This is a genomic window from Streptomyces sp. NBC_00775 (genome assembly GCF_036347135.1).
GTDB classification, from domain to species: Bacteria; Actinomycetota; Actinomycetes; order Streptomycetales; family Streptomycetaceae; genus Streptomyces; species Streptomyces lutosisoli.
The window spans coordinates 5,817,805-5,842,883 of the sequence record NZ_CP108938.1; the positions used below are offsets into that span (position 1 = coordinate 5,817,805).

A 25,079-nucleotide genomic window follows, 5' to 3' on the forward strand; every position below is an offset into this window, starting at 1 on the left:
GACCTGCCGGTCGGAGATCCTCGCAGCTCACAGGGCTGGTCCGGCGATCATCAAGGCGAGCACGACCGCCCCGATGGAGCTGCAGGTGGGGCTCTTGGCCTTGATGCCGATGCTGAGCAGCAGCAGTCCGACGATGCCTGTCGGGCCGTAGTGCCACTGGACGAGCTGCTCGAAACCGACGACGAAGACGGCGGAGAGGAGGGCGATGGCGGGCATGGTGGTTCCTCCTGTTGCAGAGAGGGAAGCAAAACTTCCGCCAACTTGGCCAAGTTGGCAACCAACTATGCTTAAGTTGTCCCCACTTGGCTACTAGTCATAAACAACTCTCAAGCAACTCCCCATAGATGGATGAGAGTTGTAGCGTTTGGTCGTGACCCAGGAGAACGTGGCAGTGAACGGCAGCAGAAGGCTTTCGCCCCAGGAGATCGCCGACGTCCTGCGGGAGCGGATCCGTGTGGGAGACCTCAAGGCGGGCGACCGTCTGCCCACCCAGGCCGATTTGGCAGAGGAATTCGGCGTCGAGCGCGGCACTGTCCGGCAGGCCCTGCGCGCCCTCCAGGACGACGGTCTCCTCAGCAACGTCAGCAAGGGCAGTCCGCCGCGCATCGCCGACATTCCCCGGATGCGGGACGAGCCCCAGCCGACGATGGTGGGGCTGGCGCCACGCCTCACCGAGGCGTTCTCCGTGCCGCACGTCCGCGTGGACGCCGCCTGCCTCACCGCGGAGACGCTGATGGTGGCCCTGAGCGAGCCGGTCCGCCTGATCCACGACGGCAAGATCCGGCCCGAGTCGATCGACGTCCGCATCCTGCTGCCCTCCCGGGACATCACCCTCGCGTTCCCGGTCCCGGTGGAGGGCCGCGGCGACGACGACCCCGTCCACCAGCGCTGGCTCAAGCAGCGCAACGCCCAGGGCCACGTCCTGCGCCACAACCTCCACTCCCTGCGCTCCTCGCACGGCATCGACGTCCGAGTGACCTTCCGCGCCCTGCCGTTCACCCCGCCGGTGAAGCTGTACCTGCTCAACGGCTCGGAGGCGCTCATCGCGTACTACATGATCACCAGGCGTGAGGAGACCGTGGAGAGCGGAGACTCGGACATCACCTTGGACATGTATGACACCCTCGGCTCCGAGTCCCTCCTCTTCTCCTTCGAGAAGCGAGCCGGCCAGCGGGACGCCGCCTTCGTGGAGCAATCCCAGAAGTGGTTCGACGCCCTCTGGGAAACCATCACCACGGACCTGACACTCTCCTAGTGACTTCTGATACGGCGCAGACTGATTCGGTGGCAACAGAGACAGAGAACCTACGGGAAGTGATCAACCGCGCCCGCTTCGTGCTCTTCGACTTCGACGGGCCGATCTGCCGGTTGTTCGCGGGGCATTCGGCGGAGGATGTGGCCAGGGATCTGGTCGACTGGCTCGAGCGGCAGGGGCTGCGGGGGCTGCTGACCGAGGAGGAGCGGGTCCATCCCGACCCGATGGTGGTCCTCTACGCGGTCGACCGGCGGCATCCGCAGAGCGATCTGGTGACCGAGCTGGAGGAGCGGCTCACCCAGCAGGAACTCAAGGCGGCACCTTCCGCCTGGCCCACCCCGTACGCGGATCCGCTGATACGTACCTGGAGTGCCGTCGGCGCCAGGCTGGCCATCGCGACCAACAACTCGGCCCGCACCGTGGCCAGTTACCTCGCGAGCCGCGATCTCGCCGGCTGCTTCGCCCCCAACATCTACGGCCGCACCCAGAACCTGCGCCACCTCAAGCCCGACCCGCACTGCCTCAACCGGGCGCTGAACGCCCTGGGCGCCGCCCCGTCGTCCGCGCTCATGATCGGCGACGCCCCCTCGGACTTCGTCGCCGCGCAGCGGGCCGGAGTTCCGTTCCTCGGCTACGCGCGTAACGAGGACAAGGAGAAGCTGCTGCGGGACGCGGGAGCCGAGAATGTGGTGGGGTCGCTGGAGCCGGTCCTGCGGGTGCTCCGGGGTCAGGCCTGAAGCTGCAGGGTGAGCAGGACGAAGAGGAAAGCCGCCCATCCGGCCAGTCGTGGATGCCCCGCCCGTACGCCCACCAGCGCCAGGGTCAGCAGGACCAGACCCGCGAACCCCAGCTCCGTCTGCACCAGTTGAGCCATCCCGAACTCGACGGCCGCACCCACCACCTGAAAGATGACCATGTCCCCCACCCCGTCCACTTCACGGACACTTCACTGGACACTTCACTGATTTGATCAACCAACCGTCCAATTGGACTGGTTGACTTGAAATTGGTTTGCCCGACTGGGCTGATCCCTTAACTGGCAGTCAAGGTGGACTTCCGATTTGACTGAAACTGGTTTGCTTGTCGGTCGGAAGCGGTACGGTCGGCATGTGGGCGATGAGCGGACCGGTGACGGGGGTGGCAAGGAGTTCCGGCGTGTCCTGGACGAGCTGCGCAACCGCATGGTCAACGGGCGCTACGCGCTAGGCAGTTCGCTGCCGGCCCAGCGGCTCCTGGCCGATGAGTTCGACGTGTCCCGGGACACCGTTCAGCGAGTGCTGAAGACCCTGGCGAGCGAGGGCTGGGTCGAGTCCCGGCAGGGCAGTGGATCCCGGGTGGTCAAGACCCAGCGGATACAGCCGGCGGTCCTGCAGAGCGCGAAGCCCCGCCCCATGGCTCTCGGCCCGATCATCAGCAAGGCCTTCGGGCGGGCCGAGGTCAGCCTGGACGTCTTCACGCTGACCGGCGAATCCCTCGACCTCCACGTGCGGTTGCAGGCGGAGCGCATACGTGCGGAGCCGGACACCGCACCGCAGCGCGTCACCGTACGCATTCTGGTGCCTTCCGAGGAAGTCGATCTGCCCTTCCCCCGGTTCAAGGACGATCCGTCCGACCGGCGCCCGGTGGAGCGGGTGTGGGACATCGCGCGCCGGTCGGCGTCCTCGCTGCGGTACGTCCTTGAATCGCTGAGGGTCGAGAAACTGGTGCCGGAGGTCAGCCTGGAGATCCGGCACACACCGGTGGTGCCGACCTTCAAGTTCTATCTGCTCAACGGCTCGGAGACGCTGTTCGGGCTGTACCAGGTGGTCGAGCGCCCGATCGTCCTGGACGACGGCGAGGAGCTGACCGTCGTCGACGTCGAAGGGGTCGGCGCCAATCTCATGCACTACGAGCGGGACACCGCCCCGGACTCCCCGGGATCCTTCTTCGTGGACAGCATGCAGACCTACTTCGACTCGGTGTGGACCCTCCTTTCGGAGTAGTCGTCCAGGAGCTCCCGGGCCGCGGCGATGACCGGGGCGTGTGACGAGACCACCCCGTCCGCCTTGTTGCGCCTCATCTGCTGCCGGCGCTTCCTGTCCTGGGTGTATCCGAGGAAGCGGACCCCCGCGGACCTGGCCGCCCGCAGATCGGTGAGCTGATCGCCCACCAGCAGGGCCCGGGAGGGATGCAGCCCGCCCAGGTCTTCCAGCGCGCGGAGCACCACGTCGGGATCGGGCTTCATCCGACGTGGTTCGCGCGGATCGCGGCCGTGGACCGCGACGAACTTCGACTCCAGGCCCGCATGCTTGAGGTAATGCCAGATGGGTTCATCGGCGTTGTTGCTCACGATGACCAGGCGCTTGCCGAGGTCGAGCAGTGCGTCCAGCAAGTTCTCGACATCCGGGGCCTGAACGGCGGAATTTACAGCGGTGTATTCATGCCCGGTAACGATGGTGTTCGCCAGGCCCAGAGGCACCCGGTTGCGAACCGCCGGGGCCTCCCCGTCCAGCATGTCCCGGAGACGTTGGAGGATCCCGTGCGAGTCGTCGCAGTCCTCGACCTTCCGGTCGAGAGTGCCCCATTCGAGCCGCGCCATGACCTTGATCTCCTCGGCGATGTGCGCGGTCGGCACGTCACCGAACAGGTCACAGACAGGGCCGTCGAAATCGAGGAGCACCGCGTCCGCGTCGCGCACGAGCCGCCTCAGGTCCTGTCCGCCGCGTCTGCCCCACAGGGGCCTCTTCGCTTTCACCCCGACAGTGTGGACCACGAGGACCGGCACGCCGCGATTGCGCGACACGCCGTCACCGGCCTATCCGCGCTGGCGTGTCGTGCCGAATCCGTGCCTGTGTCTCGTGCCGAATCCGCGCAGGCGTGTCGTGCCGGCTCCGTCAAGTTTCCGCTTTCGCACGAGCAGGCGTTCATACGTTCACGCAGGGGACGGAGGTGATCAGAAGAATCGCTTCTGGCACGATGCTCACCGGCTGGGGAGTACCGTTCTCCCCTCCTTCACCATTGGTGCGGTCTCACGCGAGAGAACGGGCAATGTCCGAATCGGCTTCCTTGGCTCGGCAGCGAGCCGTTGAGGTGAGTGGCAACGCGAACGTGGTCGAAGGACCACTCCAGGGCTACCACCACGAGACCTATGTGTTTCCGCTGCCCGGTGGGGACGAAACGGTTGAGCAGGTCCGCTGGAAGTGCCGTGAACCGCGCGCCAACCTGCTGTGGTTCGACCGGCGTTGCTTCGCCTCCGAGGAGCAGTTGCTCCGCGCTCTTCAGGGACACATCACGGGTATCCCCGACATCATCCAGGCGGGGCCCGTCGGTCTTCAGCGGTTCATCGAGGGAGAGACGCTGGGAGCGCGGTACGGGTCCGGTCGTGCGATCTCCTCTTCCCTCTTCCTGCAAATCGTCGAACTCTTCCGGCAGTTGGTTGCCGTACGACCTGAAGTACTCACCGTGAAGCGGACGTGTGAACCCAAGGACCGTGCGACCGAAGGCGACAGCTCCGGCTTCCTGGACCGGCTGATCTGCTTCACCGAAGAGCGCGTGTACCAGGAGAACCTGGGCGACTTCGAGGTCCTGTTCGGATCCCTCGGGGTGGACGGCGACGCCTTCAAACGGCTCAGAAAACATGTGTCGGGACTGACCGAACGCCCGTTCTGTCTTCTTCATGCGGATCTTCATCGCGAGAACTTCGTCGTCGACCGGGAGGACCAGCTCTGGACGATCGACTGGGAGTTGGCGATGCTCGGCGATCCGCTCTACGACCTGGCCACCCACCTCTACCTGATGCGCTACCCGAGGCCCCAGCAGCGCAGGATGGCGCAGTACTGGAGGGATGCCGTCGAGGGTGTCGTCCCCGGAAGCTCGGCCGGATGGGAAGAGGATCTGCCCAGACTGCTCGACTACAAGCGGGCTCAGTCGCTCTTCACGGATGTCATCCGGATGTCCCTGTCGTTGGGCGCGGGCCCGGTGGGCGACGAACGTCTCCTCACTCGTGCGGGCGGCAAAATACAGCGCGTGCTGGCAGCCGCGGCGGAGCCGTTGGGGCTCGAAAGAGTGCCGGGCATGCGACAGATCACGGGTTCACTCGTTCGCTGGTATCAGGATCACAAGGAGTTCCGTACGGAGCGCGCGCTGTAACGTGCGCCGTGCAACGGCGATCTGTGATACCCAAGTTGTCCCTGGATATCGGACTCGCTCACAAAGGAGCGGCCAGTGGGCGTACCTCCTGTCCCGCGTGCCTTGTCCCGGGACTTCACCGGCGACGACGCGTATGACGAGTTCATCCATGCGGCGCTGCTGTACGGGGCGGCGAGCGGGGGTCATCACAACTCCAACTACGTTGCTCCGTTGACGCAGCGCATGGCCCGGCTTCTCGGCCAGGAGGCGGGCACGCACGTGACCGTCCGGGTCCGGCGGACCGAGGCACTGCCGGTGGTGATCAGGACCTGGCCGGACGAGGCGGAGCTCCTCGACGGGGTCGCGTGCGTACTGCCCCATGTCCCGCGCTGCCTGGCCAGGCGCGAGGGTTCGGCCATCCACAGCTATGTGGAGGGCGTACCGCTCGAAAGCATCTGCCCGAACGGCAAGCCGGTCGACGGTCTGCTGGTCAAGGCGCTGGCCGATCTGCTCGCGCAGATGTCGCGGGTGGGCAGGGAACACCTGCCGCCACTGCCCGGCTGCTGGCCGCACGGCTCCCATGACAGCCGGGGGTTTCTGCGAACACTCGCCCATCTCGCGGACCAGCAGATCCGGGACCCCAACTGGGCGGAGTTCGGTGGGCTGTTCGCGGCTCTGGGCGTATCAGGCGACGCGATGACGGAGTTCGGCCGGCGGGTTCCCGCCATGGCGCGCCGCCCGTACAGCCTGCTCCACGCGGACCTGCACCGTGACAACGTGATCGTGGCCTACGGCGTCGACCCTCCACTGATCTGCGTCGACTGGGAGCTCGCGACCTACGGCGACCCCCTGCACGATCTCGCCACCCATCTGGTCCGTATGCGGTACCCGGAGTTCCAGTGGGAAGAGGTGATCGACGCGTGGGCCGGCAGCGTTGAGGCCGTGCGGCCCGCGGCCGTGCGAGGCCTGGCGCGGGACCTGCGCCATTACATAGCCTTCGAGCGCGCCCAGTCGGTGTTCCCCGACGTGATGCGCGCGGTCAGGTCCCTGGACGGCTCGCCCGAGCAGAAGACCCTGGACGCCGCGACGGCGGCGGTGCACAGGGCGCTGGAGGCGGCCGCCGAACCGCTGATGCTCCCTCATGTGCCCGACGAGAACGAGATCGAGCGGCTTCTGCTGCGCCGGCAGGCCGGCAGTCGGGCCACGGCAAGAGATACCCGTCCCGTCCCGGTCATGCACTGGAGACCGGACGACCGGATGCCCGAGCATCCCGATTTCCCCCGGTCGGCAGTGCTCGGCGCGTTGCTCGCCGAGGCGGTGGTCCCGGCGGAGCGCGTGCTCAAGGGCACCGCGCACGTCAACTCGGTCGTGTACGTCCGGGGTGTCCAGGACCCGGTCGTCGTGCGCCGCAACCTGGCGTCGGTCCGCCGCACCGAGTCCCGCTTCCTCAGCGAACACGCGGTGCTCGGGGCCATCGAACGTTCCGGTCTGCCGGTGCGAGTGCCGCGCGTGCTGGCACTGGGCGAGAGCCTCTACGAGAGCCCCCGGGCGAGTGACCCGTTCGCCATCCACACCTACGTCGGGCCGCTCGACGGCGACCATCCTCCCAACCACCCGGTGCACGGCCTCCTCCCGCACGAGGCGGACGGACTCGTGGACCAGCTCTGTGCGCTGACCGAGCTCGACTACCTGGGACTGGATCCGCTGGGGGCGGACCTCGGGTTCTGCTTCTGCGACTGGCTGAAGGAACAACTGGTCGACCTGGTCCGGAAGCTGCCCAAGGGGTCGCGGCAAATGGCACGGCAACTGGGGCTGCCCGACCCCGGCGTACTGCACCAGATACTTTCCCGGTACCAGGTGACATTGCGGCAGCCGGCCCTGCTGCACGGCGACCTCAACCCCTGGAACCTCGTGCGCCGCGACGACGGGTTCGCGCTCACCCTCATCGACTGGGAGCGGGCGATGGTCGGCGACCCGCTGTACGACCTGGTCCGGCACATGCATCTCACGCCCACCTTGCCCGAGATCCGCGACCGTATGTTCCGCCGCTGGGCGACCAGGCTCCCCGTTGTGTACACCTGGGCCTGGGAAGAGGACTGGCGCGTGTACCGCTGGCTGGAGATCATCCGCTCCGCCTACGTGGACCTGGACCGGCTGCTCGCTCGCGCCGACCTCGAAGCCCCCAACGTGAACCGGGCCGTGGACTCGTACGGGACGACCCTGGAGGCCGCCATAGCGGCGCTGGGGCTGCCGCCGCGGCCGACGGCGAACCCCTATCTGGCGCGGGCGCTGCTGCACGGTGTCCACAGCGGCGGCTGAGTGCGCACCGGCGCGGCGTGGGGCGGGGGCCGCGCTCACACTTCCAGGACGACCTTCCCCACCAACCCCCGCCCCTCGATGGCCGCATGCGCATCCCCCGCCCGCTCCACCGCGAACACCTCACCGATCACGGGCCGCAGCCGCCCCGCCGCGGCCTCCGCGAGGGCGGCGGAGGTGAGGCGGTGCAGGTCGGCGGGGCTGAACTGGACGTCCGTGATGCCGAAGAGCTTGATGCCACGGTGGGTGGCCTCAGTGGTGTCGATGGGGGAGAAGCCGCCCGACGGTGCCCCGTGGGCCGAGAAGCGACCGCCGTCCGCCGTCAAGGAGAAGGCGGTGGCGCCGAGTTGGCCGCCGACCCCGTCCAGGACCACGTCCGCGGCCTCCGGTGAGCCGCCAAGTGCCGTACGGGCGGCCGTCGTCCAGTCGGAGGTCGTGGCGTCGACCACCGCGTCCGCGCCCAACTCCCGTACCAGAGCGGTCTTCGCCTCTCCACGGGCCACCCCGACGACCCGTGCGCCACGCGCGTGCGCCAGTTGGATCAGCAGGGTGCCCATGCCTCCGGAGGCGCCAAGGACGAGGACGCGGTCGGCGGGCCCGACGGCGGTCAGTTCGAGGAGGCCGGAGGCGGTGACGCCGTCGTGGACCAGGGCCGCGGCCTGGAGGAGGTCCAGGGAGTTGGGTACGACGGTCAGAGCCGAGACCGGGGCGACGGCCCGCTCCGCGTAGCTGCCCGACACGAAGGAGGTGACCCGGCGGCCCAGCCACTCGGCGGGCACGTCCGGGCCAAGGGCGCCGACCACGCCCGATACGCCGCCCCCGGGAACGTACGGAGGCGTCACCGGGAAGAAGTCGCGGCCCCAGCCCGACCTCACTTGCGTCTCCACGAAGATCGTGTCCGCGTACGCCACGTCGATCAGGACCTCGCCGGGCGCAGGGACCGGGTCCGGGACCTCCACCGGGACGAGGACCTCGGGGCCGCCGAACGCCTTCACCTGTACTGCTCGCATGGGTCACTCCTGGGAAGCGGGTCGAGTCCTGCGCAGTCCCCGCAGTCTTCGACCTCAAGCCCGGTTGAGGTCAAGGGCCGCCCGGAGGGATGCGTAGGCTCGGGGCATGGGTGAGATGGGGCTCCGCGAGCGCAAGAAGCAGCGCATGTACCAGGCGGTTTCCGAGACGGCGATCGGGCTGTTCCTGGAGAAGGGCTTCGACGCCGTGTCCGTCGCCGAGATCGCCGCCGCCGCCGAGATCTCCAAGCCGACCCTCTTCCGGTACTTCCCGGCCAAGGAGGATCTGGTCCTGCACCGGTTCGCCGACCACGAGGACGAAGCCGCGCGGGTGGTCGCCGGCCGGGCGGAGGGGGAGTCCGTGATCGGCGCCCTCCGTGCGCACTTCCTGGACGGGCTGCGGCGGCGTGATCCCGTCACCGGGCTCAATGACCATCCGGCCGTCCACGCCTTCCACCGTCTGCTCTACGGGACGCCGTCGCTGGTGGCGCGGCTGTACGGGTACCTGGAGCGGTCCGAGGCCGCCCTGGCCGAGGCCCTGGGCGGCGGCCTCGACGCGCGGCTCGCCGCCGGGCAGATCGTCGCCGTACGCCGCATCCTCGCCGAGGAGAACTGGCGGAGGATCGCGGCGGGGGAGGGGGTCGACGAGGTCTACGGGGACGCGGTCGCCGCCGCCGAACGTGCGTTCGAGCAGCTGGGGCGGGGGCTTCCCGGGCTCGCCTGATCCCTGATTCCATCGATCGTGACTGGGTAAAAAATTTAACTCGGTTACGTTATTCCGTTATCTTGGACGGTATGACGTCCCCCGACCCTGCCCTCGCCCAGTCCCTCACCCGCGAACGCGACTACCACGACACCTGCCGCGCCGCCCTCGCCGCCATGGTCGACGGCGCCGAGGAACAGGTCGTCACCGGCGAAGACGTCTCCGCCTCCGGTGCCGACGCCGAAGTGCTCGGGTACCGGCTGCGCAGCAAGGCGAAGGAACTGCGTGAACTGCCCCAAGGGCCGTTGTTCTTCGGCCGGCTGGACTTCGGGCGCGATGCCGGGGCGGCCGGTGACCACGCCGGGCTGAGCTATCACATCGGGCGGCTGCGGATCACCGAGCACCCCGCCGCGCCGCCCCTGGTCGTCGACTGGCGCGCGCCCGTCTCCCGCGCCTTCTACCAGGCGAGCGCCCGCGAACCGCAGGGCGTCGCCGTCCGCCGCCGTTTCGGCTGGGCGCCCGGCAGCCAGGGCGACTCCGCCGACCTCACGGGCCTGGAGGACGAGCACATCGGCACGGGCCAGGAGTCGGACGGCCGCATCCTCGCGGGCGAGATCGAGCGCCCCCGGGTCGGCCCCATGCGCGACATCGCCGCCACCATCCAGCCCGAGCAGGACGATCTCGTACGAGGTGATCTCGCGGCCTCGGTCTGTGTGCAGGGCGCCCCCGGCACCGGCAAGACGGCCGTCGGCCTGCACCGGGCCGCGTACCTCCTCTACACCCACCCGCAGCGCATCCGCCGCCGCGGACTGCTCATCCTCGGCCCCAACCGCACGTTCCTCTCGTACATCTCGGAGGTCCTGCCCGCCCTCGGCGAGACAGGCGTACGGCAGTCGACGATCGGGGACGAGATCGCCCGGCACCCGGTGACGGCGCAGGACGACGAGCGTGCGGCCGTCGTCAAGCACGATCCCCGGATGGCGGAGGTGCTGCGCCGGGCTCTGTACGGGAACATCGGCAGGCCCGCCGACTCCCTCGCCGTACCGGACGGCTCGTACTGCTGGCGGGTCCCCGTCGGCGTACTCCGTCGCATCGTGGACGACGTACGCGCCGAGGAACCCCCGTACGCCGTCGGGCGCGAGCGGGTGCGGACGCGGGCCGTGCGGTACGTACAGGAGCAGGCCGAACGGCGTGCCTGGCCGTGCACGAACGCCTGGCTGCAGAAGATCTCGCGGGCCCGGCCGGTCGGCGCGTACGTCGAAGCGGTGTGGCCCAAGGTGCGTGCGGAGGAGCTCGTCGCCGGGTTGCTCACCGACCCCGACGCGCTCGCCGCGGCGGCGGACGGGGTCCTGGACGCGGACGAGCAGAAGGCGGTCCTGTGGGCGAAGCCGCCGCGTTCGTGGAAGTCGGCGCGGTGGTCCGCTGCCGATCTCGTCCTCCTCGACGAGGTCGCCGGGCTCATCGAACACCCCGAGGGATACGGGCACTTGGTCATCGACGAGGCCCAGGACCTGTCGCCGATGGAGTGCCGGGCGATCGCACGGCGGGCGTCGTTCGGATCGCTGACGGTGCTCGGCGACCTCGCGCAGGGCACGACGCCGTGGGCGGCGCGGGAATGGGGCGACCTCCTCGGCCACCTGGGGAAGCCGGACGCCGCGGTCGTACCGCTGACGACCGGCTTCCGGGTGCCCGGTGCCGTCGTGGAACTCGCCAACCGGCTGCTGGCCCGGCTGGATGTGGCGGTGCCGCCCGCTCAGTCCCTGCGCCGGGACGGCGAGTTGAGGATCCGGGCGGTGTCCGACGTCCTGCCCGCGACCGTCTCCGCCGTGCGCGACGCGCTCACGCACGAGGGCTCCGTCGGGGTGATCGCCGCCGACGCGGATGTCGTACGCGTACGGGAGGCACTCGGCGCCGAGGGGATCGCGGCGGCGGGCCCCGACGAACTGGGCGCGCGCGTCGCGGTGCTGCCCGCCGCTCTCGCCAAGGGACTTGAGTACGACCATGTCGTGGCCGTCGAACCGGCGGCCGTTGCGGAGGCGGAGGCACGGGGGCTGCACCGGCTGTACGTGGTGCTGACGCGGGCGGTGTCCCGGCTGGACGTGGTGCACTCACGCCCGCTCCCCTGGTGAGTGACCAGAGGCCGGTAACCAACGGCAAGTAACCAGTGGCCAGTTACCCGTCACCTGTCACCTGTCACCAGGGGATCGGCGCGCCGTCGCGGAAGAAGCCGCCGGTGGGGCCGTCGTCCGGGAGGGTGGCCGCCCAGACGACGCTCGCGGCACCCTCCTCGACCGGCCGGCCGCCGGGTCCGCCCATGTCCGTGGCGACCCAGCCCGGGCAGACGGCGTTCACCAGGACCCCGTCGGCGCGCAGCTCGGCGGCGAGCATGCGGGTGAGGGCGTTGAGGGCCGTCTTGGTCGCGGAGTACGCCGGGGTGCCGCCGCCCATGCTCGCCAGGGACGCGGCCTCGCTGGAGACGTTGACGATGCGCGGGTGTGCGCCGGCACGGAGAAGGGGGAGCAGCGCCTGGGTCAGCCGCCAGGGGCCGTACAGATTCGTCTCCGCCGCCTCGCGTACGACGTCCAGGTCGGCGGTGGTGGCGTGTTGCCAGGTGTCGTACGTGATCGCCGCGTTGTTGATCAGGACGTCGAGGGCGGTGAGGTCCCGGGCTGCCGCGTCGATGTCCGCCGGGGAGGTGACGTCGAGGCGGAGGGGGCGGGCGTTCGGCCCGACGTCCTCGGCCGCCGCCCTGGCCGCCTCGGCGGAACGCGCCGTGACGTACACGGTGTGCCCCGCGGCGGCCAGCTGCCGGGCGACTTCGTGGCCGATACCGCGGTTGGCGCCGGTGACGAGGGCGATCACTCGACGGCCCCGGCCGCCGGGTCCGTCCATGCCGCCGGTGCTGTCGCTGGGGTCAGAAGTGGGATCAACTGCTCTTCCTCGTACGTCAGATGGGCTTCGAGGTCGGCGGTCAGGCGTTCCACCTCGGAGAGTACGTGACCGGGGTCCGCGTCCTCGGCAGCGACAACCCGGCGGAGCTCTTCGAGGAGGCCCGCGATCCGTTCGTGTTCCTGGCGCAGGCGGTCCAGGGCCGGGGCAAGTTCGGGATGGCGGCCGGCGAGGAACGGGAAGATGCCGAGCTCCTCGCCGGTGTGGTGGTTGTGGAGGCCCTGGCAGAGGGTGAGGCAGTTGACGGGGAGCTGGGCGCCGAGCGCCGGCCCCTGCTCCGCGACCTCCTTGCGCACCAGGGCGAGTTCACGCCGGAAGGCGTCGTGGACGACCTTCAGGGCGTCCGCCATGGAGCCCGCGTTGACGTTCGGCGGGCCGTCCTTCGGGATCGCGTGCAGGGCGACGACGGGGATGACACGAGCCGTCTTCGCCTGGTACTCCGCCCACCCCGGGTCGGCCTCCACCGCGCGGGCGAAGACGGCGTCACGTTCGGCGCCTTCGAGTACGACCGCATCCGCCTCGTAGGTGAAGACACCGTCCTCGACGGTCAGCCGCGGGTTCGCGACGAGATTGTGGAACCAGTCGGGGTGCTGGGGCGCGCCCCCGGCCGACGCGATGACGAGCACGCGCTCGCCGCCGTCGGGGTAGAAGCCGACGGGGGTCGTGTGCGGGGTTCCCGTCCGTGCGCCGGTGGTTGTCAGCAGGAGCAGCCGGGCTCCTTCGAAATAACCGCCGACGCGTCCGTTGTTGGCGCGGAATTCATCGATGACCTGCTCATTGAAGGGGTTGGGCATTCGCTGCTTTCTTTTGTTTTCGGGCAGGAGGAATTGCCGCGGGGCGAATGCGGCGTGCATGCGGCGCGCATGTGGATTGATCGCAGCCCGCGGTGCGGAATGTGGTGCGTGAAGGCGCGCTCCGTCCCCAACAGGGGGTGCGCACAAGGAAGGCGTACGAAGACGTCGTACGAAGAAAGCGCAGGCGGGGCTCTACCCCGCCCCGGCCTCACTCGGAGGCCGGGCAACCAACTCGCTCACGGCACAAGGCCGACCCGGCAGTCATGGACGTCACGCTAATGCCGGGTGCGGCCTTAATGCAATGGGCTATTCCCTGCCCAAGCGATTTCGCGCATATTTTCAGGCATCCAGGGCGGCGACTTCCAGTTCGCCGAGGCGGTCCGGGTCTGCGATGACGTCGATTCCGGTGATCAGGTCGTCGTCCGTGAGCGTGAAGGTCAGGACCAGGCGGAGGCGGCCGAGGGGGGCCATGGCCAGGCCGACCGTTCCGTCGAGAAGGGCGGGGCCGGTGAAGTGGGCGCGGCCGGTGGCGGCCATCGCGCCCTTGGCGACGGTGATCGCGCCGCTGACGACGACCGGTTCCGGGGTGGGGATGACGAACGTGTCGGCGTGCAGGACGACGTCTGGGTGGAGGAGGGCGACCAGGGCCTCGAAGTCGCCGCCGCGGGTCGCGGCGAGGAAGGCGTCGACGACGCGGCGCCGGCGGGTCAGATCGGCCTCGGGCAGCGGGGAGGCTCCCTTGACCCGGCGCCGGGCGCGGCTCGCGAGCTGCCGTACGGCGGCGGGTGAGCGTTCGAGCATCGGGCCGATGTCGTCGAAGGGCACGGCGAACATGTCGTGCAGGACGAAGGCGAGCCGTTCCGCGGGAGAGAGCGTGTCGAGGACGACGAGCAGGGCGACGCCGACGGAGTCGGCCAGCACGGCTTCCTCTTCCGGGTCGCCGCCGTCCTCCGGGGCGACGGCCGGGTCGGTGAGCCGTACGTCGAGAGGTTCCTCGCGCTGCCGTTCGCGCGTGCGCAGCAGGTTCAGGCACACCCGCGCCACGACCGTGGTCAGCCACCCGGCGATGTTCTCGATGTCGTCGGTGTCGGCACGGCTGGCGCGCAACCAGGCTTCCTGGAGCGCGTCATCGGCCTCGCTCACCGAGCCGAGCATCCGGTAGGCCACCGCCCGCAGATGCGTCCGGTGCTCCTCGAAACGCTCCGCCAGCCATGCGCTCTCGCCCACCGTGTCACATTCCTTCCGCGCGGGGTGTCAGAGGAATAGAACACCGAGAACCCGCTGAGGGGACAGGGGTTTCCAACCTCCCGTCCTCACGAACCTGGGAGCAGCCATGACCTCCACCCCCGCAACCGTCCTGGTCACCGGCGGCACCGGCACGCTCGGAAGCCTTGCCGTCCCGCTGCTGCGGGAGGCCGGCCGCGACGTACGGGTGCTGAGCCGGCACGCCCGCGAGGCCACCGACGGCGTCGAGTACGTGGCCGTCGACCTGTTGAAGGGCGAGGGCATCGACGCCGCGCTGACCGGCGTCGACACCGTCCTGCACCTCGCGGGCGGCCCCAAGGGCGACGACATCGCGACCCGCAACCTGGTGCGGGCCGCGCGGACCGCGGGCGTACGGCACCTCGTGTACATCTCGGTCGTCGGCGCGGACCGCGTCCCGCTGGCCTGGCTCAGGTCGAAGCTGGACGCCGAGCGGACCATCGCGGAATCCGGGGTGCCGTGGACGACACTGCGGGCCGCCCAGTTCCACGAGTTGACGCTGAAGATGGTGCAGACGATGGCGAAGATGCCGGTCTTCCCGGTCCCCGGCGGGCTGCGCCTCCAGCCGGTCGACGCGCGCGACGTCGCGGCCCGCATCGCCGAACTCACCCTCGGCAGCCCGGCCGGCCTGGTGCCCGACCTCACCGGACCCCAGGTGTACGGCCTGGACGACCTGGCCCGCGGCTACCTCAAGGCCCGCGGCAAGCGCCGCCCGATGATGCCGCTCCGCATCCCCGGCAAGGCGGGACGCGCCTACCGCGCGGGCGACAACCTGACGCTGGCCGGAGCGGACACCGGCAAGCGGAGTTGGGAGGACTTCTTGGCGGAGCGGGTGGGCTGAGCGGCGCCGGGTGAGCCGTGTGAGGGGAGCCGGGGAGGTGCGGGTGCTTGCCGTGCGCGCGGCGGAAATCCCCTCCACCCCGCCGCTCACCCGTCCATATGATCACCGAATGATCGAAGGCAAGCTGGTACGGCTCAGGGCGCTGCGCGCCGACGACGTGGACGCCCAGGTGCGCTGGCGCAACGACCCCGAGGTCGTGCACTGGGCCACCGGCGGTGACCCGCTCTTCGGCCCGGTCACCCGGGAGGCGGTGGCGCACTTCCACGAGGTCCGTCTGCGCGACGACCCGCGCGCGCAGCAGACGTTCACCGTGGAGGACCTGGCCGACGGCCGTGCGATCGGCATGGTCGACTACCGCGACCTCGACTCCTTCGCCGGCCGGGCGACGGTCGGTATCACCATCGGCGAACGCGACCGCTGGGGCGGCGGCTACGGCTCCGAGGCCCTCCGCCTGCTGCTGGACCACCTCTTCGGCGCCCTGCGACTGCACCGCGTCGAACTCGACACCTGGAGCGGCAACGAGCGTGCCCTGCGCGCCTTCCGCGCGATCGGGTTCGTGGAGGAGGGACGGCGCCGGGAGAGCGTACGCGTGGGCGGCAAGTGGTACGACGGCGTGGAGTTCGGACTCCTCCGGGAGGAGTGGACGTCCCGGGGCTGAGGGGCCGTAGAGAGCACGTCTATCCTGCGGTTCACGTCTATCCTGCGGTTATGGACGGAAATGCGCCGCGTCCACTTCTCTTCCTCGACGTCGACGGACCACTCATCCCGTTCGGGGCAGGGCCGGAGCAGTACCCGGACGGATACCCGACGTACCCGGCACTCCCGGCACCCCCGGTGTCCCCGATGCGCCGGACCGGCCTCGGGCCCCAGCCGGCCGCGGTGAACCCACTGCTGACCAGGATCAATCCGGCCCATGGCCCGCGACTGGCGGCGTTGCCGTGCGATCTGGTGTGGGCCACGACCTGGATGGCTGACGCGAACGAGTGCGTCGCGCCGTGGCTCGGCCTGCCGGAACTGCCCTTCGTGGTCTGGCCGGACCCCTCCGACTCCGACGAGGCCGAGTGGGGTGCGCCGCACTGGAAGACCCGCCCGCTCGTCCACTGGGCGTCCGGCCGCGACTTCCTCTGGGTCGACGACGAGATCACCGACGCCGACCGGACCTGGGTCGCCGCGCACCACCGTGGGCGAGCACTGCTGCATCGCGTGGATCACCGCCACGGCCTCACGGACGCGGACTTCGCCGCCCTCGAAGAGTGGCTGACTCATTTCTGAGGGCGGTTCCAGGCGTCCGTATCCTCGTGATCGTCGGCGCCGGTGTCCGTGAGGGCCTCCGTCAGGCGCCGACGTACGTCGCGAGGTGCTCGCCGGTGAGGGTGGAGCGGGTGGCGACGAGGTCGGCGGGGGTGCCCTCGAAGACGATCTTGCCGCCGTCGTGGCCGGCGCCGGGGCCGAGGTCGATGATCCAGTCGGCGTGGGCCATGACCGCCTGGTGGTGTTCGACGACGATGACCGACTTGCCGGAGTCGACGATCCGGTCGAGCAGGCCGAGCAGCTGCTCGACGTCGGCGAGGTGGAGGCCGGCGGTCGGCTCGTCGAGGACGTAGATGCCGCCCTTCTCGGCCATGTGGGTGGCCAGCTTGAGCCGCTGCCGCTCGCCGCCGGACAGTGTGGTGAGCGGCTGGCCGAGGCTGAGGTAGCCGAGCCCGACATCGGCGAGCCGGGTGAGGATGCGGTGCGCGGCCGGCGTGTGTGCCTCGCCGGCGCCGAAGAACTCCTCCGCCTCGGTCACCGACATCGCCAGCACCTCGCTGATGTCGCGGCCGCCGAGGTGGTAGTCGAGGACCGAAGCCTCGAACCGCTTCCCCTCGCACTCCTCGCAGGTGGTGGCGACGCCGGCCATCATCGCCAGGTCGGTGTAGATGACGCCGGCGCCGTTGCAGGTGGGGCAGGCGCCCTCGGAGTTCGCGCTGAACAGCGCCGGCTTCACGCCGTTGACCTTCGCGAACGCCTTGCGGATCGGGTCGAGCAGTCCGGTGTACGTCGCCGGGTTGCTGCGCCTGGAACCGCGGATCGCGCCCTGGTCGACCGAGACCACGCCCTCGCCGGCCGGGATCGAGCCGTGCACGAGCGAACTCTTGCCGGAGCCCGCGACGCCGGTGACGACAGCGAGCACCCCGAGCGGGATGTCGACGTCGACTTCCTGAAGGTTGTGCGTCGTGGCGCCGCGGATCTCCAGCGTGCCCGTGGACTTCCGCACCGTCTCCTTGACTGCGGCCCGGTCGTCGAAATGGCGGCCGGTGATGGTGCCGCCGGTCCGCAGCCCCTCGACGGTGCCCTCGAAGCAGACGGTGCCGCCCGCCGTACCCGCGCCGGGGCCGAGGTCGACGATGTGGTCGGCGATCGCGATCGTCTCCGGCTTGTGCTCCACGACGAGCACCGTGTTGCCCTTGTCCCGCAGCCGCAGCAGCAGGCCGTTCATCCGCTGGATGTCATGCGGGTGCAGACCGATGGTGGGCTCGTCGAAGACGTAGGTGACGTCGGTGAGCGAGGAACCGAGGTGGCGGATCATCTTGACGCGCTGCGCCTCGCCGCCCGACAGGGTGCCCGCGGGCCGGTCGAGCGAGAGATAGCCGAGGCCGATCTCCACGAACGAGTCGAGGGCCTGCTGCAGTGCGGTGAGCAGGGGCGCGACCGACGGCTCGTCGAGCCCGCGGACCCACGCGGCCAGGTCGCTGATCTGCATCGCGCAGGCGTCGGCGATGCTGATCCGCTTGATCTTCGACGACCTGGCCCCCTCGGTGAGCCGGGTGCCGTCGCACTCGGGGCAGGTGGTGAAGGTGACCGCCCGGTCCACGAACTCCCGGATGTGCGGCTGCATGCCCTCCCGGTCCTTGGCGAGCATCGACTTCTGGATCCGCGGGATCAGCCCCTCGTAGGTCATGTTGATGCCCGCGATCTTCATCCGGGTCGGCTCGCGGTGGAGGAAGTCGTGCAGCTCCTTCTTGGTGAACCTGCGGATCGGCTTGTCCGGGGGGAAGAAGCCCGACTCGCTGTAGAGCCGGGAGTTCCAGCCGCCGCCCGTGTAGCCGGGGACGGTGATCGCGCCCTCGGCGAGCGACTTGGAGTCGTCGTAGAGCTGGGTGAGGTCGAGATCGGTGACCGTGCCCCGGCCCTCGCAGCGCGGACACATGCCGCCGGTGATGCTGAAGCTGCGCCGCTCCTTCACCTTCTGTCCGCCGCGCTCCATGGTGACCGCGCCCGCCCCGCTGATCGAGGCGACGTTGAAGGAGAACGCCTTGGGCGAGCCGATGTGCGGCTTCCCGAGCCGGCTGAAGAGGATGCGCAGCATCGCGTTGGCGTCGGTCGCGGTGCCGACGGTCGAGCGGGGGTCGGCACCCAGCCGCTGCTGGTCGACGATGATCGCGGTCGTCAGCCCGTCGAGGACATCGACCTCGGGCCGCGCGAGCGTCGGCATGAAGCCCTGCACGAACGCGCTGTAGGTCTCGTTGATCAGCCGCTGCGACTCCGCGGCGATCGTGTCGAACACCAGCGAGCTCTTGCCCGAGCCGGAGACACCGGTGAACACCGTCAGCCGGCGCTTCGGGATCTCGATGGTGACGTCCTTGAGGTTGTTCACGCGCGCACCGTGCACGCGGATCAGGTCGTGGCTGTCGGCGGCGGCAGCAGCGGCGTGCGGCGCAGGCGACTTCGCGTCCGTCCTCGTGGCCATGCTCATCGTGTCTCCCTCTCGTGGGCCTCTTGGGCGGGGCCGCCTTCGCGGTCTCCGTCGGCGTCGCCTGGATCGACCTGACTGGCTTCGAGTAGCCGGCCGCGAGTAGTACGTCCGTTTTTGGCCGCGACCGCCGGACGGCTCGGCGGAGCGCGTTGAAGCCTGTGACGGTCAGGCTAGTTGCGGCTTCGTGCCCCGCGCTTCTCGAATCCTGATCGGTACGGGAATCCTGCCCGGTCCGGTGGTCCGGTGGTCCGGTGGTCTCGTGGTCCTGTGGTCCGGAAGGCGGTCAGCTCTTCCGGTCGACCGGTGGCCGGCTCGCCTCTCTCGCCTCGCGGGTGACCGCCCAGGCGTCCGCCACCGGACCCACGTGCCCGAGCTTGTCGGGGTTGATGACCGAGCGGATCGCCTGGATCCGTCCGTCGAGGATGTCGAGCCCCAAGGTGTTGACGACCTTGCCGTCCCGGTCGCGGAAGACCGCGCCCGGCTGGCCGTTCACCTCCTGCGGCTCCACCACGCCGCCGATACGGACGAACGGCGTGGCGATCGCGGCGAGCAGCCGGGCCACGTTCTCGGCGCCGAAGATGCCGCTGCCCCACTGCGGGGCCTTGCCGCCGCTGTCCCCGACCATCGACACGTCGGCGGCGAGCAGCTCCCGCAGCCCGTCGACGTCCCCTTCTCTGAACGCGTCGAAGAATCGCCCGGCGAGTTCCTCGCGCTCCCTGCGGTCGGCCTCGAACCGGGGCCGGCCCGCGTCCATGTGGCGCCGCGCCCGCACCGCCAGCTGGCGGCACGCAGCCTCCGAGCGCCCGACCGCCGACGCGACCTCGGGGAAGCCGAAGCAGAACACCTCCCGCAGGACGAAGACGGCGCGCTCCAGCGGGCTGAGCCGCTCCAGCAGCAACAGGGCCGCCATCGACACGGAGTCGGCCAGCTCCGCCGACCGCGCCGGATCCTCGTAGGGGTCGGTCAGCAGCGGCTCGGGGAACCACGATCCGACGTACTCCTCCCGCCGGACACGGGCCGAGCGCAGTACGTCGATCGAGACCCGGGTGACCACGGCCGAGAGGAAGGCCTTGGCCGACGCGGGCTGTGCCCGGGAGGCCGCGAAGCGCAGCCAGCTCTCCTGGACCGCGTCCTCGGCCTCGCTCACGCTGCCCAGGATCCGGTAGGCGATCGAGAACAGCAGCGGTCGTAGCTCCTCGAACTCCTCGGTCCGGGTCACGCCAGCTCCTCCTTGAAGCCCTGGCGCCACGAGGGGTAGCGCGGTTCCCAGCCGAGCTCCCGCCTGGCCTTGGCGTTGGAGAAGCCGCGCCCCTCGGTCATCATCACCACCGCCTGTTCCCCGGCCAGCAGCCGGGCCAGCCACTTGGGCACCCGCATCGGCCGCTTCGCCCCCGCGCACGCCGCGAGGTACGGCAGCCACTCGCTCGCCGGGGCCGGGTCGTCGTCCACGATGTTGAACACGCCCCTCGCCTTCTGCTCCACGGCCAGGACGGTAGCGCTCGCCGCGTCGTCGAGATGCACCCACGAGCTGTAGCCGGTGGAGCGCCCGACGAGCGGGAACTGCCGCTTGCGGATGAGCTCGACCTGGTCGTCGATGGCGTACGGCCCGTAGAACGCGCCGTATCGCATCACCGCGCCGCCGGCCTTGAGGACCACCTCCTCGACGTGGCGTATCGCCTCCATCCCCGCCTGCGCGGCCGTTCCCGTCATCAGGTCCAGCGGGTCCTCCTCGGTCTTGACCCAGCCGCCCTGGCGGATGCCGTTCCAGCTGGCGTAGCCCTGCGCGACGACATGGGAGACGCCGGTCGCCTCGGCGGCTGCCAGCAGGTGGTCCGTCCCCTCGGTGCGCAGCCGGTTGGTGGTGGCGAACCAGCGGTCCGGGTGCTTCAGATCGGGCTTGCCGGCGTGAGTGAGGCTGATGGCGGTCATCTGGTGCACGATCACGTCGGGCCTGGCCGCGGCCACCGCCTCACCGACCGACACCGCGTCCAGCCCGTCCATCACGACCCCCACCGCGCCCAGCTGCTCCAGCAGGCCCAGCTTGGCCGCGCTCGTCGTCGAAGCCGTCACCTGGTGCTCCCGGGCCACGAGCTGCGGCACCAGCCGCCGCCCCAGGACCCCGGCCCCGCCTGCCACGAACACCCGCATGACCATCACCTTTACCTTCCTGATTCCGGCCTGATTCCGGCCTGACTCCGGCATTGGCTCTCATCCCGGAGACGAGACAGCCCGGGCGTCTGTGACATGGGGAGCGAGGACAGGCGGGTGGCGATGGTGGCTGTGACACGGGAAGCGAGGACAGGCGCAGGCGGGTGGCGATCGTGGATGTCACATACGCGGGCCCGGCGGTGTCTTCATGCCGAACAGCCCAACAGGCAGATGTCCAAGGCAGATGTCCAAGGAGGACACCATGGCGCTACGCGTCCCGAAGGCTGAGCTTCCCGCCGAGCTCAGCGAAAACATGATCAAGCAGCTCGGTGCCGTTCCGGAGCCCGTCGAGGTGGTGTGGCACAGCCCCAAGGTCGCCACGTCCAACCTGGAGTTCTCGGCCAAGCTGGCCGAGTGGGACGCGGCCGACGCGAGCCTCAAGTCGTTCGCGCACATGGCCGTCGCGGCACAGGTCGGCTGCGGCTGGTGCCTCGACGTCGGCTACTTCCAGGCGCAGAACCAGAACCTGGACCTGGCCAAGGCGAGCCAGGTGCCGCGCTGGCGGGAGTCGGAGGTGTTCACGCCGCTGGAGCGGGACGTGCTGGAGTACGCCGAGGCGATGACGAACACGCCGCCGACCGTCACCGACGAGCTGCATGCGAGCCTGCTCGACCGGCTCGGCCCGGCCGCGATGGTCGAGCTCACCGCGTACATCGCCTTCGTCAACATGGCGACCAGGAACAACAATGCGAACGGGATCACCTCGCAGGGCTTCTCCGATGCCTGCGAGATTCCGCTCGTCGCGCGGCCGGAGAACTCCGACGTAGCGTCGACGGTATGACCGAGGACCCGTTCGTCGCCCATCGCAGCCTGCTGTTCACGGTCGCCTACGAGATGCTCGGGTCGGCGGCCGACGCGGAGGACGTGCTCCAGGAGTCCTGGCTGCGGTGGGCCGACGTCGACCAGACGCAGGTGCGTGACCCGCGGGCGTACCTCGTCCGGATCGTCACGCGGCAAGCGCTCAACCGCCTGCGGACGTTGTCGCGCAGCCGCGAGGAATACGTCGGCGAGTGGCTGCCGGAACCCCTGCTGACCAGTCCTGATGTCGCCGAGGACATCGAACTCGCGGAGAGCGTGTCGATCGCGATGCTGACCGTCCTGGAAACGCTCGGGCCGACGGAGCGGGCGGTGTTCGTGCTCCGCGAGGTCTTCGACATGCCGTACGGCGAGATCGCCGAGGCCATCGGGAAGTCCTCGGCCACGGTGCGGCAGATCGCCCGGCGCTCACGCGAGCATGTGGCGGCTCGGCGGCCACGGGCGCAGGTGAGCCGGTCGGAGCAACAGGCCGTGGTGGAGCGGTTCCTGGCCTCGTTGCGCACCGGGCAGTTGCAGGAGCTGATGGAGGTCATGGCGCCGGATGTGGTCCTGATCGCCGATGGCGGCGGGTTCGCGGCCGCCGCGCTGGCTCCGATCCACGGGGCCGAACTGGTGGCGACGGTGCTCGCGCGCGCGGACCGGGTGGCGGCCGCGTTCGAGACGACGACGGTGTGGCTCAACGGCGCGCCCGCCGGCCGGTTCGAGGTCGACGGCGAGCCGACCGCGGTGAGCCTCGTGGTGGAGAACGGGCAGGTCACCCGGATCTACCTGATGAGAAACCCGCGGAAGCTGACGCGGCTGGACGAACCGGCCGAACTCGCCAGGTAGACCCGCTGCGGCTCCGGCAAGGAGAGGAAGGCGTTAAGGAGAGGAAGGCGTTACTGAGCGACCTCCGGTTCGGTGTACGCGAAGTCGTACACGGCCCATTCGGTGATCGGGAGGTACCCGATGCGCTGGTAGAGGGCGTTGCTGGTGGGGTTGGCCGGGTTCGCGTGCAGCACGACGTCCGTGGCGCCCGCGGCCAGCGCGGCCCGGCTCACCTCGACCGTCGCGGCGCCCGCGTAGCCGTGACCGCGCAGGTGGGCCGGGGTGTAGACGGGGTCCACCTGGATCACGCCGGCGACCATCGGGTTCACGCCTGCCATGGAGACGGGCGTGCCGTCCGGGCTCTCCCAGAAGGTGAAGCGTTTGTCGGCGAAGCGTGTGCCGGCCCAGGAGTCGGCGTCGATGGTGACGACTTCCCCGACGTCCGTCGCGAACTCACGGCACCACCGCATGAGTTGCTCCTGGTCCTGCTCGCCCACGGGCCGGCCCCGGCCCGCTGGGACCGGCTGCGGTGGGGTGAGCGTGCCGAGGCGGTACAGGCGGATCCGTGTGCGGAGTGCCGGCGTCGCGCCTGTGTGCCGCTGCCAGGCCTCGGCGAAGGCGGTGGCGGTGTCGTGGGCCGCGCTGACGTAGGGAAGGGAGTGACCGAGGGCGGCCAGGTGGGCGGCGAGGAGGTCGGCCTGCTCGGGGGTGAGGGGGGTGAGGCCCAGGCCGAGGGACGGGAGGCGGTGGAGGGTGGCGCGGACCTCGCCCGCTCGCTCCAGCCGGCCGAAGAGGGGGGCTTGGGTGCCGTATGCGGCCGCCCCGCGTGTGCGCAGTCTCTCGATCGCTGTCAGCGGCGTGACGTGCAGGGCGGGCCGTGAGCGCAGGAACTCTCCGGCCCGGGCGAGAAAGTCGTCGACGTCTTCGGTGAGGTGCCAGTCATCCGGGCGCATGCTTCATGATTTCCGATGCGCTCGACGCGGGGATCGCGAATGCCCGAAGAGCGCCGCATCCGACGTGCCGACCCTCGGCGAGCCCTGCCGGGCCTGGAGTTGACGCTGCGTCACCCGTTACGGGGTGAGCCGCACGCGGATGCCCAGCGTCCCGTCCGCTCCCCGGCGCAGTCGGCTGTCGAGAATCATGAGGCGGCCGAGGATGCCGTACTTGCGGGCGATGAGCGAGCGGTAGCGGGCGCCGGTTGCCTTGTCGGCGATCTCGGCGGTGGCCGGGATCTGGTCCCCCGTCGGGTTGCCGCGCAGGTCGCAGGGGCCGACGAGGATGTCGCCGCGTGCCCGGATCCGCTTGACCTTCCAGGAGTCTGCGGGGGTCCGCACGCCCAGCGTGTCACCGTCGCGCACCACCCACACCGGGGTGGTGACCGGGGTGCCGTTCTTGCGGTAGCTGGTGACGAGCAGGTACTTGCCGGCGCCGAGCCGTTCCAGCAGCGTGTCGTCCATGGTGCGTTTCTGCTCCTTGTTATTGCGTTCGGGGTCGTTGGCCACTTGGGCGGCGTACTGCGATGTCAGTTCGGGGGCAGCCTTCGTGCTCTCGGCCTGAGGGGAGTACGGGTGCAGCTCGATTTGGCTTGTTACTCGGTCTCGGCCAAGGCGGCGAGAATCAAGTCGCTGACGGCCTTGGTGGACACCGGGTTCTGGCCTGTGATCAGGCGGCCGTCGCGCACGGCGTGCGGCGTCATCGGGACGGTGGAGCGCACGTATGTGGCTCCCTTCGCGCGCAATTCGTCCTCCAGCAGGAACGGCACCCTGCTCTTCACGCCGGCCAGTCTTTCCTCGACCGTCGCGAAGCCGGTGACGGTGCGGTTCCGTACGAGCGGATTCCCGTCGGCATCACGGAGGTTGATGAGGGCGCAGGCGCCATGGCAGACCGAGGAGACGATGCCGCCCCCGGCGTGGATGGCCTCGGCTGTTCGCCGCAGGTCGGCGTTGTCGGGAAAGTCCCACATGGTGCCGTGCCCGCCCGTGAAGAAGATCGTGGAGTAGTCGTCCGGATCTGCGTCGGCCACGGAAGCAGTGGACTTCAGGGAGGTCATGAAGGCCGGGTCGGCTCGATAATCGCGAACCGTCCGGTCGGCGAACAAGCGGCCGAGGCTTCGAGGATCGAGTGGCACCTCGCCGCCGGCCGGGCTGACCACATCCACGGTGTGGCCGTCTGCCACCGCCTTGTCGTGGAAATGGACGAGTTCACCGAGCCAGAGGCCGGTCAGGTGCTTGCTCGCCCCGTAGGTGGCCTGATTGGTCACCACCGCCAGAATTTTCT

Annotated in this window: 25 protein-coding genes; 12 read left to right on the plus strand and 13 right to left on the minus strand. The window is 69.7% G+C overall.

All coding sequences use genetic code 11. The annotated features are described in order from the left end of the window. Positions 1-27: 27 nt before the first annotated feature. The gene (locus tag OIC96_RS25970) at positions 28-216 is read right to left on the minus strand and encodes a hypothetical protein (protein ID WP_327429795.1); all 189 of its coding nucleotides are present in this window, start codon (positions 214-216) and stop codon (positions 28-30) included. Between the two features lie 148 nt (positions 217-364). Between OIC96_RS25970 and OIC96_RS25975 the strand changes: the two genes are divergently transcribed. Together OIC96_RS25975 and OIC96_RS25980 are read left to right on the plus strand one after the other, a co-directional pair. After that, entirely contained in the window at positions 365-1,255 is an 891-nt protein-coding gene (locus OIC96_RS25975) for a GntR family transcriptional regulator (protein ID WP_330305542.1), read from the plus strand. Next, positions 1,255-1,992, plus strand: a complete 738-nt coding sequence (locus OIC96_RS25980) for an HAD family hydrolase (RefSeq protein WP_330305541.1) — start codon at positions 1,255-1,257, stop codon at positions 1,990-1,992. Before OIC96_RS25975 ends, OIC96_RS25980 begins: the two co-directional genes overlap by 1 nt. On the opposite strand, the gene OIC96_RS25985 is transcribed toward OIC96_RS25980, so the two are convergent. Beyond that, positions 1,983-2,171 carry a hypothetical protein gene (locus OIC96_RS25985; protein WP_330305540.1) on the minus strand — a complete coding sequence of 63 codons (189 nt, stop codon included), beginning with the start codon at positions 2,169-2,171 and terminating at the stop codon, positions 1,983-1,985. The genes OIC96_RS25980 and OIC96_RS25985 overlap by 10 nt on opposite strands. Before the next feature lie 193 nt (positions 2,172-2,364). Between OIC96_RS25985 and OIC96_RS25990 the strand changes: the two genes are divergently transcribed. Then, positions 2,365-3,237, plus strand: coding sequence for a winged helix-turn-helix domain-containing protein (locus OIC96_RS25990; RefSeq protein WP_330305539.1), 873 nt, complete (start codon positions 2,365-2,367; stop codon positions 3,235-3,237). Here OIC96_RS25990 and OIC96_RS25995 read toward each other — a convergent pair. Beyond that, positions 3,201-3,989 (minus strand): HAD family hydrolase, encoded by a 789-nt coding sequence (locus OIC96_RS25995; RefSeq protein WP_330305538.1) that lies wholly within the window; start codon positions 3,987-3,989, stop codon positions 3,201-3,203. The genes OIC96_RS25990 and OIC96_RS25995 overlap by 37 nt on opposite strands. 335 nt (positions 3,990-4,324) lie before the next feature. Between OIC96_RS25995 and OIC96_RS26000 the strand changes: the two genes are divergently transcribed. Together OIC96_RS26000 and OIC96_RS26005 are read left to right on the plus strand one after the other, a co-directional pair. After that, the gene (locus OIC96_RS26000) at positions 4,325-5,383 is read left to right on the plus strand and encodes a phosphotransferase (protein WP_330305537.1); all 1,059 of its coding nucleotides are present in this window, start codon (positions 4,325-4,327) and stop codon (positions 5,381-5,383) included. Positions 5,384-5,458: 75 nt separating this feature from the next. After that, positions 5,459-7,681, plus strand: coding sequence for a phosphotransferase (locus OIC96_RS26005; protein WP_406501764.1), 2,223 nt, complete (start codon positions 5,459-5,461; stop codon positions 7,679-7,681). Between the two features lie 35 nt (positions 7,682-7,716). Here OIC96_RS26005 and OIC96_RS26010 read toward each other — a convergent pair whose 3' ends face one another. Continuing rightward, positions 7,717-8,688 carry a zinc-binding dehydrogenase gene (locus OIC96_RS26010; protein ID WP_330305536.1) on the minus strand — a complete coding sequence of 324 codons (972 nt, stop codon included), beginning with the start codon at positions 8,686-8,688 and terminating at the stop codon, positions 7,717-7,719. A gap of 106 nt (positions 8,689-8,794) precedes the next feature. Between OIC96_RS26010 and OIC96_RS26015 the strand changes: the two genes are divergently transcribed. Together OIC96_RS26015 and OIC96_RS26020 are read left to right on the plus strand one after the other, a co-directional pair. Next, a complete protein-coding gene (locus OIC96_RS26015; RefSeq protein ID WP_330305535.1) occupies positions 8,795-9,409 on the plus strand; it encodes a TetR family transcriptional regulator in 615 nt (204 codons plus the stop codon). Positions 9,410-9,480: 71 nt separating this feature from the next. Then, positions 9,481-11,517: a HelD family protein gene (locus OIC96_RS26020; RefSeq protein WP_330305534.1), complete on the plus strand. Its 2,037-nt coding sequence runs from the start codon at positions 9,481-9,483 to the stop codon at positions 11,515-11,517. Positions 11,518-11,581: 64 nt separating this feature from the next. On the opposite strand, the gene OIC96_RS26025 is transcribed toward OIC96_RS26020, so the two are convergent. The 3 genes from OIC96_RS26025 to OIC96_RS26035 form a co-directional block, all read right to left on the minus strand. Then, positions 11,582-12,280, minus strand: a complete 699-nt coding sequence (locus OIC96_RS26025; protein WP_330305533.1) for an SDR family NAD(P)-dependent oxidoreductase — start codon at positions 12,278-12,280, stop codon at positions 11,582-11,584. Beyond that, a complete protein-coding gene (locus OIC96_RS26030) occupies positions 12,247-13,131 on the minus strand; it encodes a nitroreductase/quinone reductase family protein (protein WP_330305532.1) in 885 nt (294 codons plus the stop codon). The genes OIC96_RS26025 and OIC96_RS26030 overlap by 34 nt, the downstream gene beginning before the upstream one ends. Before the next feature lie 339 nt (positions 13,132-13,470). Then, positions 13,471-14,358, minus strand: coding sequence for a sigma-70 family RNA polymerase sigma factor (locus OIC96_RS26035; protein ID WP_330305531.1), 888 nt, complete (start codon positions 14,356-14,358; stop codon positions 13,471-13,473). A 106-nt stretch (positions 14,359-14,464) separates the two neighbouring features. Between OIC96_RS26035 and OIC96_RS26040 the strand changes: the two genes are divergently transcribed. From OIC96_RS26040 to OIC96_RS26050, 3 genes are all read left to right on the plus strand, one after another. Further along, positions 14,465-15,235: an SDR family oxidoreductase gene (locus OIC96_RS26040; RefSeq protein WP_330305530.1), complete on the plus strand. Its 771-nt coding sequence runs from the start codon at positions 14,465-14,467 to the stop codon at positions 15,233-15,235. Between the two features lie 109 nt (positions 15,236-15,344). Further along, positions 15,345-15,893 (plus strand): GNAT family N-acetyltransferase, encoded by a 549-nt coding sequence (locus tag OIC96_RS26045; RefSeq protein WP_330305529.1) that lies wholly within the window; start codon positions 15,345-15,347, stop codon positions 15,891-15,893. A 50-nt stretch (positions 15,894-15,943) separates the two neighbouring features. Continuing rightward, positions 15,944-16,507, plus strand: coding sequence for an HAD domain-containing protein (locus OIC96_RS26050; protein ID WP_330305528.1), 564 nt, complete (start codon positions 15,944-15,946; stop codon positions 16,505-16,507). Between the two features lie 61 nt (positions 16,508-16,568). Here OIC96_RS26050 and OIC96_RS26055 read toward each other — a convergent pair whose 3' ends face one another. From OIC96_RS26055 to OIC96_RS26065, 3 genes are all read right to left on the minus strand, one after another. Continuing rightward, entirely contained in the window at positions 16,569-18,971 is a 2,403-nt protein-coding gene (locus OIC96_RS26055; RefSeq protein WP_330305527.1) for an excinuclease ABC subunit UvrA, read from the minus strand. Positions 18,972-19,254: 283 nt separating this feature from the next. Next, on the minus strand, positions 19,255-20,190 hold the full coding sequence (locus OIC96_RS26060; RefSeq protein ID WP_330305526.1) for an RNA polymerase sigma-70 factor: 936 nt from the start codon (positions 20,188-20,190) through the stop codon (positions 19,255-19,257). After that, entirely contained in the window at positions 20,187-21,125 is a 939-nt protein-coding gene (locus OIC96_RS26065; protein ID WP_330305525.1) for an NAD-dependent epimerase/dehydratase family protein, read from the minus strand. The genes OIC96_RS26060 and OIC96_RS26065 overlap by 4 nt, the downstream gene beginning before the upstream one ends. Before the next feature lie 256 nt (positions 21,126-21,381). Between OIC96_RS26065 and OIC96_RS26070 the strand changes: the two genes are divergently transcribed. Together OIC96_RS26070 and OIC96_RS26075 are read left to right on the plus strand one after the other, a co-directional pair. Then, positions 21,382-21,960 carry a carboxymuconolactone decarboxylase family protein gene (locus tag OIC96_RS26070; protein WP_330305524.1) on the plus strand — a complete coding sequence of 193 codons (579 nt, stop codon included), beginning with the start codon at positions 21,382-21,384 and terminating at the stop codon, positions 21,958-21,960. Then, positions 21,957-22,823 (plus strand): RNA polymerase sigma-70 factor, encoded by an 867-nt coding sequence (locus OIC96_RS26075; RefSeq protein ID WP_330305523.1) that lies wholly within the window; start codon positions 21,957-21,959, stop codon positions 22,821-22,823. Before OIC96_RS26070 ends, OIC96_RS26075 begins: the two co-directional genes overlap by 4 nt. 50 nt (positions 22,824-22,873) lie before the next feature. Here OIC96_RS26075 and OIC96_RS26080 read toward each other — a convergent pair whose 3' ends face one another. From OIC96_RS26080 to OIC96_RS26090, 3 genes are all read right to left on the minus strand, one after another. Then, positions 22,874-23,755 carry a GNAT family N-acetyltransferase gene (locus tag OIC96_RS26080; RefSeq protein WP_330305522.1) on the minus strand — a complete coding sequence of 294 codons (882 nt, stop codon included), beginning with the start codon at positions 23,753-23,755 and terminating at the stop codon, positions 22,874-22,876. 117 nt (positions 23,756-23,872) lie between these two features. Beyond that, on the minus strand, positions 23,873-24,259 hold the full coding sequence (locus tag OIC96_RS26085) for a PPOX class F420-dependent oxidoreductase (protein WP_330310172.1): 387 nt from the start codon (positions 24,257-24,259) through the stop codon (positions 23,873-23,875). A 131-nt stretch (positions 24,260-24,390) separates the two neighbouring features. Then, a complete protein-coding gene (locus tag OIC96_RS26090) occupies positions 24,391-25,065 on the minus strand; it encodes a type 1 glutamine amidotransferase domain-containing protein (protein WP_330305521.1) in 675 nt (224 codons plus the stop codon). Positions 25,066-25,079 lie beyond the last annotated feature (14 nt).

Coding starts and splice junctions, on each gene's coding strand:
- OIC96_RS25970 (WP_327429795.1), bottom strand. CDS start 216: ATGCCCGCCATCGCCCTCCTCTCCGCCGTCTTCGTCGTCGGTTTCGAG.
- OIC96_RS25985 (WP_330305540.1), bottom strand. CDS start 2,171: ATGGTCATCTTTCAGGTGGTGGGTGCGGCCGTCGAGTTCGGGATGGCT.
- OIC96_RS26010 (WP_330305536.1), bottom strand. CDS start 8,688: ATGCGAGCAGTACAGGTGAAGGCGTTCGGCGGCCCCGAGGTCCTCGTC.
- OIC96_RS26015 (WP_330305535.1), top strand. CDS start 8,795: ATGGGTGAGATGGGGCTCCGCGAGCGCAAGAAGCAGCGCATGTACCAG.
- OIC96_RS26020 (WP_330305534.1), top strand. CDS start 9,481: ATGACGTCCCCCGACCCTGCCCTCGCCCAGTCCCTCACCCGCGAACGC.
- OIC96_RS26025 (WP_330305533.1), bottom strand. CDS start 12,280: ATGGACGGACCCGGCGGCCGGGGCCGTCGAGTGATCGCCCTCGTCACC.
- OIC96_RS26030 (WP_330305532.1), bottom strand. CDS start 13,131: ATGCCCAACCCCTTCAATGAGCAGGTCATCGATGAATTCCGCGCCAAC.
- OIC96_RS26040 (WP_330305530.1), top strand. CDS start 14,465: ATGACCTCCACCCCCGCAACCGTCCTGGTCACCGGCGGCACCGGCACG.
- OIC96_RS26045 (WP_330305529.1), top strand. CDS start 15,345: ATGATCGAAGGCAAGCTGGTACGGCTCAGGGCGCTGCGCGCCGACGAC.
- OIC96_RS26050 (WP_330305528.1), top strand. CDS start 15,944: ATGGACGGAAATGCGCCGCGTCCACTTCTCTTCCTCGACGTCGACGGA.
- OIC96_RS26055 (WP_330305527.1), bottom strand. CDS start 18,971: ATGAGCATGGCCACGAGGACGGACGCGAAGTCGCCTGCGCCGCACGCC.
- OIC96_RS26065 (WP_330305525.1), bottom strand. CDS start 21,125: ATGGTCATGCGGGTGTTCGTGGCAGGCGGGGCCGGGGTCCTGGGGCGG.
- OIC96_RS26070 (WP_330305524.1), top strand. CDS start 21,382: ATGGCGCTACGCGTCCCGAAGGCTGAGCTTCCCGCCGAGCTCAGCGAA.
- OIC96_RS26075 (WP_330305523.1), top strand. CDS start 21,957: ATGACCGAGGACCCGTTCGTCGCCCATCGCAGCCTGCTGTTCACGGTC.
- OIC96_RS26080 (WP_330305522.1), bottom strand. CDS start 23,755: ATGCGCCCGGATGACTGGCACCTCACCGAAGACGTCGACGACTTTCTC.
- OIC96_RS26085 (WP_330310172.1), bottom strand. CDS start 24,259: ATGGACGACACGCTGCTGGAACGGCTCGGCGCCGGCAAGTACCTGCTC.